This is a genomic window from Colwellia sp. PAMC 21821 (genome assembly GCF_002077175.1).
GTDB lineage: Bacteria > Pseudomonadota > Gammaproteobacteria > Enterobacterales > Alteromonadaceae > Cognaticolwellia.
The window spans coordinates 72010-86550 of record NZ_CP014943.1; the positions used below are offsets into that span (position 1 = coordinate 72010).

Below are 14541 nucleotides of genomic sequence, written 5' to 3' on the forward strand. Positions count from 1 at the left end.
TACTCGCATTAATTATGACAGTGGCATTACGCTGAGATTGCAATTTTTATCAGCGTTTTTCTAAATTTGTGATAAGCCCAAGAGTTAACCCTTTCTGGTCTAAGCATCTACTGATTAGTGATCAAGCTTTCCTATCCAGATTTTTCGCCAATCACTATCGCAGTTGTGCTCTAGTTTTCCCTATCAAATTAAGTGCCGTCAGCCACTACTATCACGATTAGTATTAGTATTAGTATTAGTATAGTAAGAGTTAAAGTATTTTAAGTCACTCCTTGTTCTTTATAGCCCCAAAAACTGATAATAATGTATAGTTTATCAAAATATTTTATCAGCATTATTCTTTATGAAAACATGATAAAGACAAGTTTTATGAGTAACTTCCCGACACTGCAGCATAAGCTTATTCTCTTAAATGACAGTATTATCTCTTAATTATTAACAAGCTATTTATGCCAAATACCGGGCTCCACTTTACCTTGAAATTCAATATCAGCTTCTTTAAATTCCATATCAGCATCACTAACATTTTTAATTTTTCGTTTGGCATTATAATCTTTAGTTAATGCCACTATCGTCGGCGTAAGTTGCACAATGGCGATAACGTTCACTAAAGTCATCAACCCTAAAGCTACATCGGCCATACTCCAAACTTGTTTTAAACTAGCACTTGAGCCCCAAAACACCATCGCCAAATACATCGACGTGTAGATAGTTCGACCGACTTTATTGTCGAGTTTGAAAAAATGTAAATTACTTTCCGCATAAGCATAATTTGCTACCACAGATGTAAAGGCAAATAAACTAATCGCCGCAGAAACAAAGTAAACCCCATTTTCACCTAAATGATGGGTAATCGCGCTTTGTGTTAAACGAATGCCTTCCATTTCACCACTAATATTTATATCAGCCAGTAAAATAATAAACGCGGTACAAGTACATAGCACCATAGTGTCAAGAAAAACGCCTAACATCTGCACATAGCCTTGAGTAACCGGATGATTAGGCACAGGTCTAGCACTCGCTGCGGCATGTGGCACACTACCCGCACCCGCCTCATTAGAGTATAAGCCACGCTGAATACCATTTTTAATTGCAGCGCCTAACATACCAGCGCCAGCCTCTTGTAAGCCGAAAGCTGAGGTAATAATGTCGTATAACATTGCAGGCACAGCGCTAAAGTTCATTAAGGTGATACTTACCGCCACCAAAATAAAAGCAATGCCCATAAAAGGCACAATAAGCTCGGCAAATCGGGCAATACGCTTTAAGCCACCGAGCACAATAGCGCCAGCAAGAATAGTGATAACCATTCCAGAATACAGACTAGGAATATTAAACGCATGATTTAAAGAATCTGCAATGGTATTAGCTTGCATGGCACTAAAACTAAAGCCATAACCTAAAAATAAGCACAACGAAAATAATATGGCTAACCAACGTTGGTTTAAGCCTTTTTGAATATAGTACGCTGGCCCACCACGATATTCTTTATGGTCATCGCTAACTTTATAGAGTTGCCCTAAAACACTTTCTGCAAAACCGGTTGCCATGCCGAGCAACGCAATAACCCACATCCAAAATATCGCCCCGCTGCCACCGAGTGATATGGCAACAGCAACACCGGCTAAATTACCAGTACCTACCCGAGCAGACAAACCGATAAAAAGTGCTTGTAGCGAACTAATACCTGAACTGTCAGTAGAGTTTTCATCGTTCTTGCTACTATATTTTATAACAGAAAACATGTGACGAAAGTTGAGGATTTGAACAAATTTAAGCTTATAAGAAAACCAAAAACCTGCGAATAACAACACATAAATGAGCACTTGTCCTTCGCCCCATAAAACATTGTTAATACTCGATACAATTTGTTCGAAATTCATTATTACAGATCCTCATTACCCATGCTGTTACATGCGATTATAGTAAAGCAATCAATTGATTTATTGACAAAATTTAAGAAAGAAATCTTACCTTAGCAAAATTTAAGAGAAATTATTAGCGGTATCAAAAAATACACTTTAATAACAAGTAGAATCTACCATTTTACCTGATTGGTTAACTTCAATTGTCGAATGTTTAATACCATACTCACTTGCTAACATACTTTTAATCTCAACTAAATCTATCTTGGTATTGTTTTTTAAAGGCTCTAGCTTACATTCTAAAAATAATTTATGTTCATCGAGTTGCCAAACATGAATATCTATTGCGGCACTAACACCAGCTCTTGATTCAATATCCGCCTTAAGTTCAGTTATCTCACATTTTTCAGGTACCGCTTGCATCAGTATTTTAATACTTTCAAGTGCTAATAATCCACCGTGATAAAGCACATAGATTGAAATGACTACCGTCGCAATTACATCTACAACATACCACTGATAAAATATAATCAAAACGCCGGCGATAATCACCGCGACAGACGCCATAGCATCAGAGACATTATGAATAAACGCAGCACGCAAGTTCATGCTACTTTTTGCGCCTGACATATAAGTTAATACCGCCGTAGCAATATCAATAACCAAAGCAATACCAGCGATATAAATCACTATCCAACCATTAATTTCAGTTGGATTAAAGTATTTACTTATCGCTTCATAAATTAGATAAAGGCCAACAATAATAAGCGTAATACTATTGATCAGCGTACCTATAATTTCGGCTCTTTGATAACCAAATGTCATCTTTTCATCGGCTTTCTTCGCAGAAATTTTGCGAGCGAAAATAGCAATTAAAATAGCGCCTGCATCACTTAAGTTATGTAAGGCGTCGGCGATCAAAGATAAACTACCCGACAGCACACCACCAATAATTTGCACAATGGTGAGTAAAATATTAATCAATACGGCAATAGTCAATTTCCCGTTGCCCGTATGGCTATGTGAGTGGCTATGAGATGTAGAGTTATTACCAGACATAGTTACCTCTTGGTATTATTAATAATAAAAAAAGCATGAATAAACCGTGCTCGAGCTTATTCATACATCACGATACGCTAGCTTTCATTCGCTAATTTAACGTTGTAACTCCGCTACTTTAGCCTTCGAAAACCAACTAAAAAGTACCGGTAATACAAATAATGTTAGCAACGTTGCCGTTACTAGCCCACCAACAATAACGCTAGCTAAAGGCCGTTGTATTTCTGCACCTACGCCATTAGACATTAACATAGGAATTAACCCTAACGCAGAGGTTATCGCCGTCATCAGTACTGGCCGTAATCGAGAAGTCGCCCCTTCAAATACGGCTTTTGAGACTACTGAGCCGTCTTGAATTCGTTGGTTGATACTTTCCACCATTACCACACCATTTAATACCGCCACACCAAACAAGGTAATAAAACCCACTGAACTTGGTACTGATAAATATTGTCCTGAAAGATATAATGAGAACACACCACCTATAATAGCTAATGGCACATTCACCAAAATGAGCATGGCTTGCCCTATTGAGCCAAAAGCAAAATATAGCAGTAAGGCAATTAAGCCTAACGACACAGGTAACACTATAGCGAGTCTAGCCTGCGCGCGCTGCTGATTTTCAAATTGACCACCAATAGCGACAGAATAGCCGGCGGGTAAATCAACATTGGCGGCAATAACCGCACGAATATCAGCTACAACACTACCCATATCTCGGTCTTGCACATTGGCTTGAATAACCACACGGCGTTGCACATCATCTCGACGTACTTGTGGTGGACCAGATTCAAGCGAAATATCAGCAATGTCGCCCAAACGCACCCAAGCACCAGTAGGCGATTGTAGACGCAGCTCCGCAATAGCATCGCGGCTATTCCGACTTTTCTCTTGTAAACGCACATAAATATCATAACGTTCGTTGCCATTAATAACTTGGCCAGCAGTGATGCCGCCAATACCATTTTGCACCAATGACATAACATCGCCAACAGAGAAGCCAAAGCGAGACAGCTGTTGCCTATTTGGCTTTATCACTAACTGCGCTTCACCAACAATTTGCTCCATAGCAACATCGCGAGCCCCCTCTACCGATTTAATAGCTGTTTCAATCTCCTGGCCTTTCAACGCAAGAATGGTTAAGTCAGGCCCAAATAGTTTAATCGCTAATTGCGCTTTTACACCCGACAATAATTCATCGACACGGGTAGCAATAGGTTGTGAGAAATTAAGCAATAATCCTGGAAACTGTTCTAACTCTATTGCCATTAGGCGTTGTAGTTCGTAACGGTCACTCGCACTCGTCCACTGACTAACCGGTTTCAAACCTATATAGATTTCGATGTTGTTTACGGGTTCTGGATCACCGCCGATTTCTGCTCGTCCCATGCGGCTCAGCGCGTACTCGACCTCAGGAAAATCCATTAACTTTTCCTCTAATATAGGTGCTACTTGTAACGCGGTGGCTAAACTTGAAGACGGGGCTAATGTAGCGCGCAGATTAATTGTCCCCTCTTCTAATTCTGGTACAAACTCGGTGCCTATTTTAGGCACTAAAGCCATAGCACTAAACAGCAATATCAATGAGATACCAATCACCACTTTGGTCTGCTGCATCGCGATAGCTAAACTTTTGCGATACCAGCGTTCAAGTGGACGTAAAATAATACTTTCACGCTCTTTAACACCGTTTTTAAACATATAAGTAGCCAGAGCAGGCACAACAATTAAAGCGACAAAAATAGCCGAAATAACCGCTAAAATTATACTTATCGCCATCGGTTGAAATAATTTAGCTTCCACGCCCTCAAAGCTAAATAACGGCATAAATACCACTAAAATAATTGACGCTGCAAAAAATATTGGCCGAGCAACCTCTTTACCTGCTTGTTTTAATCTTAAAGGTATTCCGCTACTGTCATCATGCACCACATCATGTGGGTCATTGTCAGTAAACTTACTCTCATTACGGGAAATCGCGCTACTAAAATGTGCTTCATCAGGGCGATTTAGATGCCTAAACATGTTTTCAACCATCACTACTGAACCATCAACCAACATACCTATTGCGACTGCAATGCCGCCTAGAGACATTAAATTTGCCGATAAGCCCAAGTACGACATAATCATTAGCGTGATCGCGATGGAAATAGGAATAGAGATTAAGACTAGAAAGGTGGCACGTAAGTTCATTAAAAACAAAGCAAGTACAATGGCGATAAAAATAAACGCAAGAATAAGCGATTCAACCACGGTATTAACCGCTTTCACTATTAAGTCAGACTGATCGTAAAATGCTTCAAAACGCACACCTTTTGGCAATGCTTGCTCAATTAAGGGTAAGCGCGCATTAATTCCATCAATGGTTGATTTTGTATTTGCGCCCATACGCTTAAGTACAATGCCCGAAACCACTTCACCTAGGCTTTCAATATCACCATTTTTGCTACGTCTAGTCATGGTAGCCGCACCTTGGCGAATTTCACTGCCAAGCTCAACAGTGGCAACATCCGCAACTGTAATTACCGTGCCATCAACTATTTTAACTGGTACTTGCTGAATATCAGTTAAACCCGCTTCACCACCACTAAACCAACCAGTTCCGCGCACCACTAATTGCTCTTGTCCCCGGTTCATGTACCAACCACCGACATTGCTATTGTTATTTTCTAGTGCGCTAACAATATCGCTTTGGCTAAGCTCATAAGAGAGTAATTTACTCGGCTCAATATTCACTTGGTATTGACGAACATTTCCGCCAAACGATAATACGTCAGTCACACCATCTACCGGCATCAGCAATAACTTAACAATCCAATCGTTAAGGCTTCGCAGCGCCATCGCGTCATAACCGGCATCTTTATCAGCAATAAGTAAATACTGAAATACTTGCCCTAATCCTGAGGTATTTGGTCCCATTTCTGGTGTACCTACACCTTGTGGTATCAATTCTTTTGCCGCTTGTAAGCGCTCAAAAACTAATTGGCGGGCAAAGTAAATATCTGTGCCTTCCTTAAAAACCACGGTAACACCCGACAAACCGGTTTTTGAAATTGAGCGTACTTGCTCAACATCCGGCATGGCATACATTACCGCTTCAATAGGGTAAGTAATAAGTTGCTCTACTTCCTCTGCCGCTAAGCCGGGTGCTTCAGTATTTACCGCCACTTGTACATTGGTAACATCAGGGAAAGCATCCAAGTTTAATTTTGGAATAATAAACACTGAACCAATCAAAGTTGCCACTAACATCAAGATCACCAATAGGCGATTATTGACAGAAAAATCTATCATTTTATTAAACATAATATTCTGCTCCTACTTCTTCGCTATTAATGAGTTAATGGTTATGCGGGTCGAAGCCGCCTTTAGCCATTTCAGAGGCGACAAAAAATGCACCTTTTGTCACAATACGAGTTTGCGGCGCTAGGCCAAAAATTTCTCTAAAACGCCCTAATGAACGACCTAATGAGACTTCAACTGCGGCAAACTCTCCAGGATGATCTTCAACAAATACTGTCCAGTCGCCGTCACTTGAACGCATAAGTGCTGATTCAGGCACAGCCATGACTTTCGCTTTAGTTTCAAAACTAAAATTTACATTGACGAACATGCCAGGATGCAGTCGATCATGATCATTTTTAACGGCTAAACGTACGATACGCGTGCGCGTTTTTGGGTCGATGGTATGCGCCTCTTGAATAACAGTGGCGACAAAATATTGATCGGAAATTTCAATAACTGCTTGCGTGCCTTTGGGTAAATTCAATTGCTTATTTGGCGATACGCGGGCTTCAACCCAAAGTTCACTTTCATCTGCTAACACCATAATGGCGTCACCTGCTGAAACCCTCTGACCTTGTGAGAAATCATCGCTGAGTACCGCGCCTGCTCGCTGTGCAATTAAGGTGTATTCGCCAAGCTCCTCTACATAAGCATTTAATAAGTTACCTTTAACCACTTGTGCAATAGCGGTTTCAGTTAAACCAAAGGCTTTCAAACGGCTGTAGGCAGAAATATAATCAGTTTCTGCGCTTAATAATTGGCTTTCACTAACGGTTTCTTTGCCGAGTTTTTTATTTCGTTGCCAATCATTGTAAGCAACACGATATTTCGCTTGTGCCTCAGCAACCGATTCACTAAAAAGAGTAACTAAAGCATCCCCCTTTTCAACATGTTGCCCTAGTGTGGCATGGCGAGAAACTACAACAGATTCAGTGCGCGGAGAAACAATATAGCTTTTATAGCCATTGGCTTTAATCTCACCCGGTGCGTAAACATTACTGGCAAATATTTTTGCTGATATTGCGGCAACTTCAATACCGGCAAGGGCCATTTTTTCAGCACTGAAATTTACACCTGCTTGATGATTATCTTCAACTGGTGCTTTATCGCTTGATAAACTTTGTAAAGCGCGTTGAGAAAAGCCTTGGCTAGCATCATGTTCATCACCTTCGTTTTCATGGTCTTCTTCAGCACCCTCTTCACCATGTTGGTGTGAATTAGCTTTAGTTTTATTCGTTTTTTGCTCCGTTGCTTTACTTTCGTTATGATCATGACTGGCATGGCTGTCTAATAATATTGCCGCTTTTTCAGGTGATTTTTCAGTTGTTTCCTCGGCTATTCGTGCCATTACTGAGGTACTCAACACCATAGTTAAGGTTAAAGGTACTAATAAACCCGCAGTACTCCTGAAAGTAAACTTACGTGGCAAAACAGCGGGTTTTGCTAAAGAATTTATATTTAAATAACATATAAAAGACTGTGAAAAATGACGTAAAAAGTCGCTTGAAAAGTCGCGTAAAAATAGTGCAGCCATATTAAGGCTACTAGTGTGTAACTTACTCATAGTGATACTCTTAATTTTTTTTAAGATTACTTTTTAAGATTGAAAATCGAGATTCATTGGCTTGTTTGATTAAAACAGATCACGCAATACTGAGTAGCATGAAGCAAGTAATTCAGCGCAATATCGTTAAAATAAACAAACACAATCGATTAACAAAGCATAAATATCCAAAGCAGCGCATTGCATGTTCAGATAAGTTTGAGGTAAGTTTTAAACTATGGGTGGGCGATGTTCGGGTGTTATCCAAAGTGACACTAAGGCCACTTTTCTGGTCGATATATTATCATTACTTTTGTGCATAAAGCTTGTAGCGATATTACAGGTTATATAAACAACCGATGGTGCATGACAATGACAGCAATGATGACAATCAAAAGGGTCTTGCTCGCCAACTTCAGCATCATCAAGCACACTTGCTAACGCGCCCTCTTGATGAGATTGGTGTGATTTATCTAGGTTGCGATGAGAAAAATTTTGTGTTGAGTCGGTATCTTGGTGGCTACTGTGTGAATCAAAGGCAGACGCAATTGTTTGACCAGCAAACAAAAGAGCAAACATTATAATTAACAGTCGATTAAACACAGCTTTAGTTCTCTTAACAACGAATCAGCAGTGTAAGTTAATTATTAGTGTGCTTCAACCTGTGAATGTTTAACCGCTGATTAGATTTACGTTAAAGTGTAAATAAGTTGTTTAAACGTTAACGACAGGCCTGTAATACGCTAAAAACAGTAACACTTTATAACAAATTAACTTTATAGATTCGTATTAAAAAGCACGTAACATATCCAAAACCATGAGTATTAAACAAGACTAACACTCATGGTTTTGCTTAATTTATAGCAATATTTACAGTCTTATTCCAATCAGCCTTAATCTTCAGTTGCTTAGTATTACTATCATACCAAGCAGCAAACGTGTGATCAGTTAACTGCTGTTGATTTGCCACTAACTTTATCGCCTTATTATTAACTTTTATCTTTACTGGTGTATTTGCGTAATGATGGATCACTACACTTACTTGGCGCGATGCTGGTATTCCTGAGAAATCGCCCGCTTGTCGTAAGTTAATCGACAAGTTTTTATCCTGTTGAGTAGCATTAAAGGTCAGTGTTTCATAGTCACCGTTAGCAAGTGAATTCGGATCTTTTCCATCATCGTTATACATTACAGCAGAAGATGATTTTACCGAAGCGTCAGCGTAATAATGTAAGGTTAAATTTTTAGTGTTGTAGTCTTTGGTTGATTGCACCGCTTCAACCATAGGAATAAAAGCCCCACCTCGTACTAAAACAGGCGTCTGATTTAGCGGTGCCGCTATTGTAGTTTTTTGATTTCCTAGATAACGTTGATCGTTCCAAAAGTTAAACCAAACACCTGTCGGCAAGTTCATCTCAACACGACGCGCACCTTGTTCAGTAACCGGTGCTACCAGTAAAGCATCACCATAAAAGTAGCTGTCTTTTTCATCAATCATACTTAGCTTAGTTTCATCTTCAAAAAACATCGGGCGCATAATTGGCATGCCAGTTAAACTATTTTCAATGCTTAACGAGTAAATATATGGCATTAACTGATAACGTAACTTTACGTATTCACGTAAAATATCTTTGGTTTTGGTGTCATGAAATATCGGCTCAGGTTTGGCATTTTCCTGAGCGTGTGGACGATATACAGGTTGAAAAACACCATATTGTAACCAACGGATATAGAGTTCTTTATCTATTGGACCATCACCGGCAAAGCCGCCTAAATCTGAATGAATATAACTTAACCCCAGCACGCTCATTTGTAGTGCTAATTCGACTTGTGGTTTAAAGCCGCCCCAACTGCGACTTACATCGCCTGTCCACGGCACCATGCCATAACGTTGTGAACCAATAAAACCTGAACGCATTAAGATAAACGGTCGTGTTTCTGGTTGAAATTTTTGTAACCTTTTAAACACCATTTCTGCCCATTTATGACCATAGGCGTTATGCACTTCATCGCCGGTAACATTTGCACCATCAAGACTATGCAAGCCATTCGCAGGATGCACTTCAGGTTCACCTAAGTCGCCCCACCAGCCGGCAACACCTTGCTCGGCGAGTTGTTGATAATATTGCCAAAACCAGTCTTGACTCTTTTCGTCAAAAACATCGACTAAGCCGGTATTGCCAAAATAGAAGTCAAACTTTTCGGGTTGACCTAGTGCATTTTTCATTAAGGCGCTATTTTCAACCGCACTTTGCCATTGGCTTGAAGACGTTAAAATAAAGGGTTCGGTGATCATAATGGTATTAACCCCCTCAGCTTTAAAATCTTTGATCATATCAACCGGGGTTGGAAACGCTTTTGTGTCCCAGTTTAAATTGCCCATATGCCCTTTTATATCAGGACCGAACCAATATAAATCAAATACGATAGCGTCAAGCGGAAAGTCTTCATCATGATATTTTTGTACCACAGCACGCGCTTCTTGCTCGCTATGATAGCCAAAACGACTGGCAATATTACCTAAACTCCAACGCGGGGGTAATGGTTGCTTGCCAGTAACATCAACTAAATTTTCAATTAATTTTGGATAGCTATCGCCGGCAATAATAAGATAAGACGTACGACCTCCGATGGCACTAAACTGCAAAATATCGGCTTCATCGTGAGCAATATCAAGCTCACCGTTCGCCGAATTATCAAAAACAATAATATATTTGTTACTCGACATAACGGCAGACAAACCATAATACATTTGGCTTGACTCTGTTTCATAGCCGTAATGGGCACGATTATATAGTGGCATTTTTTGACCACGACGATCCATGCCTAACACCCGTTGGCCACCACCTAAAATTTTCTCTTGGGGCTGTAATTTAAAACGAAACCCTAAGGTAAATTCGATCGGTTGAGTTTCATTTACATCAGCCACTTCAACTACTTCGTTGTCAACGGCAAGTGTACTTGTGTCAATTATTGCTTTATCTATTTCTTCTACTTTTGGCTCTACAATCTGAGGTTGCTGAGTAAAAAACCCAAGCTCTTCAGCGGCAATATAATCACCATTAGGCTTAGTATAACGAATACTAAACGGTGATTTATTGATGATCGCCACCAAGGTTTTACTGCTCAACATTAACTGTTTTTTTGAATCTACAACCGTTAATGTCTCGTCATATTTATTTTGTTTTGTAGAGTTTTTGTCGATAGCAAATGACGGTAACTGCTTAAAACCAATCGGTTGATAATGTACTTCGAACGCAGATGGATTCAACGCATTTATTTCAACCATGCCATCATCCGTGTTGATGACTAGCGTATTACCTGACAATTGATGAGCGACATAATCACGGGCTTCCCCTTGCCAACTTATGGTCAGTAACATCAAAGCAATAAGTGATAAAACCGGCATTAACATCACGGTTTTTGCTTTAAAAAGATATTTTTGCATCATTATTTAACTGCCTGTAATTGATAAACAAATGAGCTTAATGGCAACATATCAACCTTAATAGTTGCACTGTTATCACGGTGAACCGTTAGTGTATTTGAGCTACCATAAAGTAAGTCGATTAAAGGATATTCACCCGTAGGTAACTGCCAGTCATTAACTAAATCGCTCGGTAGTTGCAAATTATATTGATAGCTATTTTCACTATCGAAGTTACTGATAACGACCAATTTCTCTTGTGCTTGCCAACGAGCAAATGCAAATTGCTGATAATTATAAGTGCTTAACGCTTTGCGATTATTGTCATGTAAGCTGCGGTAACTGCCTAACATAGCGTTATTTTCGGCTGAAATGGTCATTAGGCGCTGATAAAAATCACGTAAGGTTTGCTCACTTTCAGTCAATTGACCACCGTCAAACTTACCACCATTCATCCAGCGTTGATGTGCAGGTACGCCAGCATAATCAAAAATAGTGGTACGCGTTGGATCGCCAAAGCCGGTTTCTTCACTACCATCTTCACCCACTTCCTGGCCAAAATAAATCATGGTTGGCGAGCGGCTTATTAACGCTGAAACCACCATGGCGGGCTTTGCTTTCTCAGCGCTGCCGGCAAAATCAGGACTGGCAATACGTTGCTCATCATGATTTTCTAAAAAATGTAATAAATGTTGTTCAATATCACTGTAACGCTGCTGAATATTAGCTAAATCACCAGTATTACCATGGCCTTGCATAATATCTTTCAGGCGGTCATAAAAATCGACTTTATCGTATAAGTAATCCATTTTTCCTAATTGAATGTAGTTTCTATATTGTTTTGGGTTGTAAACTTCAGCCAATATAAACGCATCTTTATTGGTCATTTTAATCGCCGAGTTTAAATAACTCCAAAACTCAACCGGCACCATTTCAGCCATATCATAGCGAAAACCATCAACGCCTTTTGCTAACCAAAACTGGGTTATATCGCGAAATTTCAGCCAAGAATTAGGCACTTTTTTATTACGCCAAAACTCACTATGCGCTTGATAATTTTTAAAACGGTATGCTTCAGGTAACGTTGCGAAGGTATAACTGCCGTCGGGTTTAACGCCGTAGTTCACTTTAACGGTTTCATACCAGTCGTTAATGCTAGGTTGCGCCGCTCTTGAACCATTACCGGTCCACTTCGCAGGTGACTCGTTAAATAAGCCATCAGCTAACGGATGCTTTTCACCACCAAGCGGTGAATAACCATCATCCGACTTAGGTACTTTAAAATCTTGCCCAACAACATAATAAAAATCATTATCTGCGGAAAACTCAACCGTTTTGTCATCATCGGCGCCAAAGTCACGCACACCTTCGGGCTTTCCTAAAGATTGATAGTCTCGTGCAATATGATTTGGCACAATATCGATAATCACTTTCATGCCCTGCTGATGCGTTCTGGCAATTAAGGCTTCAAACTCTTCTACGCGTTTAGCGGGATTGTCGGCTAAATCTGGATTAACACTGTAGTAATCTTTAACAGAATAAGGTGAGCCTGCACGGCCTTTTACTACATCAGGGTCGTCATTATTTATACCGAATTCGGTATAGTCGCCAATCAAGGCATGATGTGGAACGCCGGTGTACCAAATATGACTGACACCTAATGCTTTAATGCCCAACAATGCCGAATCAGTAAAGTCGCTAAATTTTCCAACGCCATTTTCTGCTATCGTCCCCCAAGGTTTATTTGTGGTATTTTTATTTCCAAATAAACGGGTGAACACTTGATAAACGACCGGTTTCCCTTGAACAAGGTGCTGAGTACTGGCCGCATTTTGCGGTGTATTACTCAAATCAATTGAGTTCATCGACTCTCCATTTTCTACTGAACAAGCCGCTAAAAAACCACCTAGTATTAAACTTGAAGTAGTAATTTTTAACAGACTGGAATGGGCAAAATTTGATATACAACGACGCATTTTATAACCTACACGTTAAATGTTGCCCAAAAAATTTAAATCTCAGACGAAGGCAACAACAAAGACAATATTTCGAGAGTACACATTAAATTGTAGTCTTGCCAATTGCATACGAATTCATAACGCATTTATTTTTTGATCCGTCATGTAATTCTAAAAAGTTATATCAAAGCTGTATCAAAGATAGCGCTTTTACAAAATTGCATTGATGTGATCAAATTTTTGATAAAAAAAAGGCCAGTGTGAAATTCACACTGGCCTTTTCAAAAAATATTTACTTTATTCGTAAGAGCGTTCTAACCAAGCAATTTGCATTCTAAGATCGTCAATTTCTGCATTAGCGTCAGACAATTGCTGATCAATAGTTTTTAACATGCCATTAGCGTTTTCGCTAGGTTCTATTACATTCACTGTTTCTTCGTGAGCCATAATGCTCTCCTGATTAACGTTACCACCCCTGTATTATTACATAGAGACTTTCACTTTACACGTTAAAATTCAATTTAAATTACAAAACGAAACATAAACACACTAAAACACAACTTAAACGAAACAAAAATCCGAACAGTTGAAAGAAAAACAAGTGATAAATCAAATAAAAAACACTAATTAAAAGCTTTCATAGCTACTTTCACTTGTGCTTTATAAACAGTAATAGACTTCCTATTGAATTAACTGATAACTATCCCCATAAATGAAAAACATTCATAAATAAAATTATCTATGCGTCTATTAAAATCAACACAAGTATCCGATTTACATCCCAATATTAATCACCAATTTACACGTAAAGCAACTCGCGCCATTGTATTAAAAGGTGAAAATATTCTCCTGCTTTATACCAAGCGATATCACGATTACAGCTTACCTGGAGGCGGCATTGACGATGGCGAAGATAATATTGCCGGCTTAATACGTGAATTACGCGAAGAAACCGGTGCGCAAAACGTCACCAACGTGCAAGCATTTGGCTGTTATGAGGAGTATCGTAATTGGTATAAAGAAGATTATGACGTGATGCATATGCTTTCCTATTGTTATACCTGTGAAATTGATCAGGAGCTACTAGCACCAGAATTTGAAGCCCATGAATTACGCAATGGTATGCAAGCACTTTGGATGAATATTCACGATGCCATCAATCATAATGAATTGGTGATAAAAAACAGTGACAAAAAAGGCTTGTCAATTGAACGTGAAACATTCTTGTTAAAACGTATCGTTGCTGAATTAATCTAAAGTAATATCTTTATTATTTAATGACTTATTTAATAAATTATTGACAGTGTTATAGACAGTATTATTGACACCTTCTTGCCAATAATTAGCTGAAATCTCAATACGCTATCACTTAAAATAAAAAGCCAGTATAAAGGATTAAAATAT

Annotated in this window: 9 protein-coding genes; 1 reads left to right on the plus strand and 8 read right to left on the minus strand. The window is 39.2% G+C overall.

Annotation, left to right across the window (positions count from 1 at the left end; all coding sequences use genetic code 11):
- Nucleotides 1-443: 443 nt before the first annotated feature.
- The 8 genes from A3Q33_RS00285 to A3Q33_RS20690 form a co-directional block, all read right to left on the minus strand.
- Nucleotides 444-1883 carry an alanine/glycine:cation symporter family protein gene (locus tag A3Q33_RS00285; protein WP_081177886.1) on the minus strand — a complete coding sequence of 480 codons (1440 nt, stop codon included), beginning with the start codon at nucleotides 1881-1883 and terminating at the stop codon, nucleotides 444-446.
- Between the two features lie 138 nt (nucleotides 1884-2021).
- Nucleotides 2022-2924 (minus strand): cation diffusion facilitator family transporter, encoded by a 903-nt coding sequence (locus A3Q33_RS00290; RefSeq protein WP_081177887.1) that lies wholly within the window; start codon nucleotides 2922-2924, stop codon nucleotides 2022-2024.
- A gap of 96 nt (nucleotides 2925-3020) precedes the next feature.
- On the minus strand, nucleotides 3021-6230 hold the full coding sequence (locus A3Q33_RS00295; RefSeq protein WP_081177888.1) for an efflux RND transporter permease subunit: 3210 nt from the start codon (nucleotides 6228-6230) through the stop codon (nucleotides 3021-3023).
- A gap of 34 nt (nucleotides 6231-6264) precedes the next feature.
- Nucleotides 6265-7773: an efflux RND transporter periplasmic adaptor subunit gene (locus A3Q33_RS00300; protein WP_231295746.1), complete on the minus strand. Its 1509-nt coding sequence runs from the start codon at nucleotides 7771-7773 to the stop codon at nucleotides 6265-6267.
- Nucleotides 7774-7983: 210 nt separating this feature from the next.
- Nucleotides 7984-8331 carry a hypothetical protein gene (locus A3Q33_RS00305; RefSeq protein ID WP_081177889.1) on the minus strand — a complete coding sequence of 116 codons (348 nt, stop codon included), beginning with the start codon at nucleotides 8329-8331 and terminating at the stop codon, nucleotides 7984-7986.
- Nucleotides 8332-8605: 274 nt separating this feature from the next.
- Entirely contained in the window at nucleotides 8606-11203 is a 2598-nt protein-coding gene (locus A3Q33_RS00310) for a glycoside hydrolase family 31 protein (protein ID WP_081177890.1), read from the minus strand.
- A complete protein-coding gene (locus A3Q33_RS00315; protein ID WP_081177891.1) occupies nucleotides 11203-13155 on the minus strand; it encodes an alpha-amylase family glycosyl hydrolase in 1953 nt (650 codons plus the stop codon). The genes A3Q33_RS00310 and A3Q33_RS00315 overlap by 1 nt, the downstream gene beginning before the upstream one ends.
- Nucleotides 13156-13434: 279 nt before the next feature.
- Complete coding sequence (locus tag A3Q33_RS20690; protein ID WP_196798022.1) at nucleotides 13435-13584, minus strand: hypothetical protein; 150 nt, start codon at nucleotides 13582-13584, stop codon at nucleotides 13435-13437.
- A 294-nt stretch (nucleotides 13585-13878) separates the two neighbouring features.
- Here A3Q33_RS20690 and A3Q33_RS00320 point away from each other — a divergent pair, with 294 nt between their 5' ends.
- Nucleotides 13879-14394, plus strand: coding sequence for an NUDIX hydrolase (locus A3Q33_RS00320; RefSeq protein WP_081177892.1), 516 nt, complete (start codon nucleotides 13879-13881; stop codon nucleotides 14392-14394).
- Nucleotides 14395-14541 lie beyond the last annotated feature (147 nt).

Excerpts from the sequence above, each read along its gene's own strand:
- A3Q33_RS00315 (WP_081177891.1), bottom strand. The coding sequence starts at position 13,155 with ATGCGTCGTTGTATATCAAATTTTGCCCATTCCAGTCTGTTAAAAATT.
- A3Q33_RS00300 (WP_231295746.1), bottom strand. The coding sequence starts at position 7,773 with ATGAGTAAGTTACACACTAGTAGCCTTAATATGGCTGCACTATTTTTA.
- A3Q33_RS00320 (WP_081177892.1), top strand. The coding sequence starts at position 13,879 with ATGCGTCTATTAAAATCAACACAAGTATCCGATTTACATCCCAATATT.
- A3Q33_RS00310 (WP_081177890.1), bottom strand. The coding sequence starts at position 11,203 with ATGATGCAAAAATATCTTTTTAAAGCAAAAACCGTGATGTTAATGCCG.
- A3Q33_RS00295 (WP_081177888.1), bottom strand. The coding sequence starts at position 6,230 with ATGTTTAATAAAATGATAGATTTTTCTGTCAATAATCGCCTATTGGTG.
- A3Q33_RS00290 (WP_081177887.1), bottom strand. The coding sequence starts at position 2,924 with ATGTCTGGTAATAACTCTACATCTCATAGCCACTCACATAGCCATACG.
- A3Q33_RS00285 (WP_081177886.1), bottom strand. The coding sequence starts at position 1,883 with ATGAATTTCGAACAAATTGTATCGAGTATTAACAATGTTTTATGGGGC.
- A3Q33_RS00305 (WP_081177889.1), bottom strand. The coding sequence starts at position 8,331 with ATGTTTGCTCTTTTGTTTGCTGGTCAAACAATTGCGTCTGCCTTTGAT.
- A3Q33_RS20690 (WP_196798022.1), bottom strand. The coding sequence starts at position 13,584 with ATGGCTCACGAAGAAACAGTGAATGTAATAGAACCTAGCGAAAACGCT.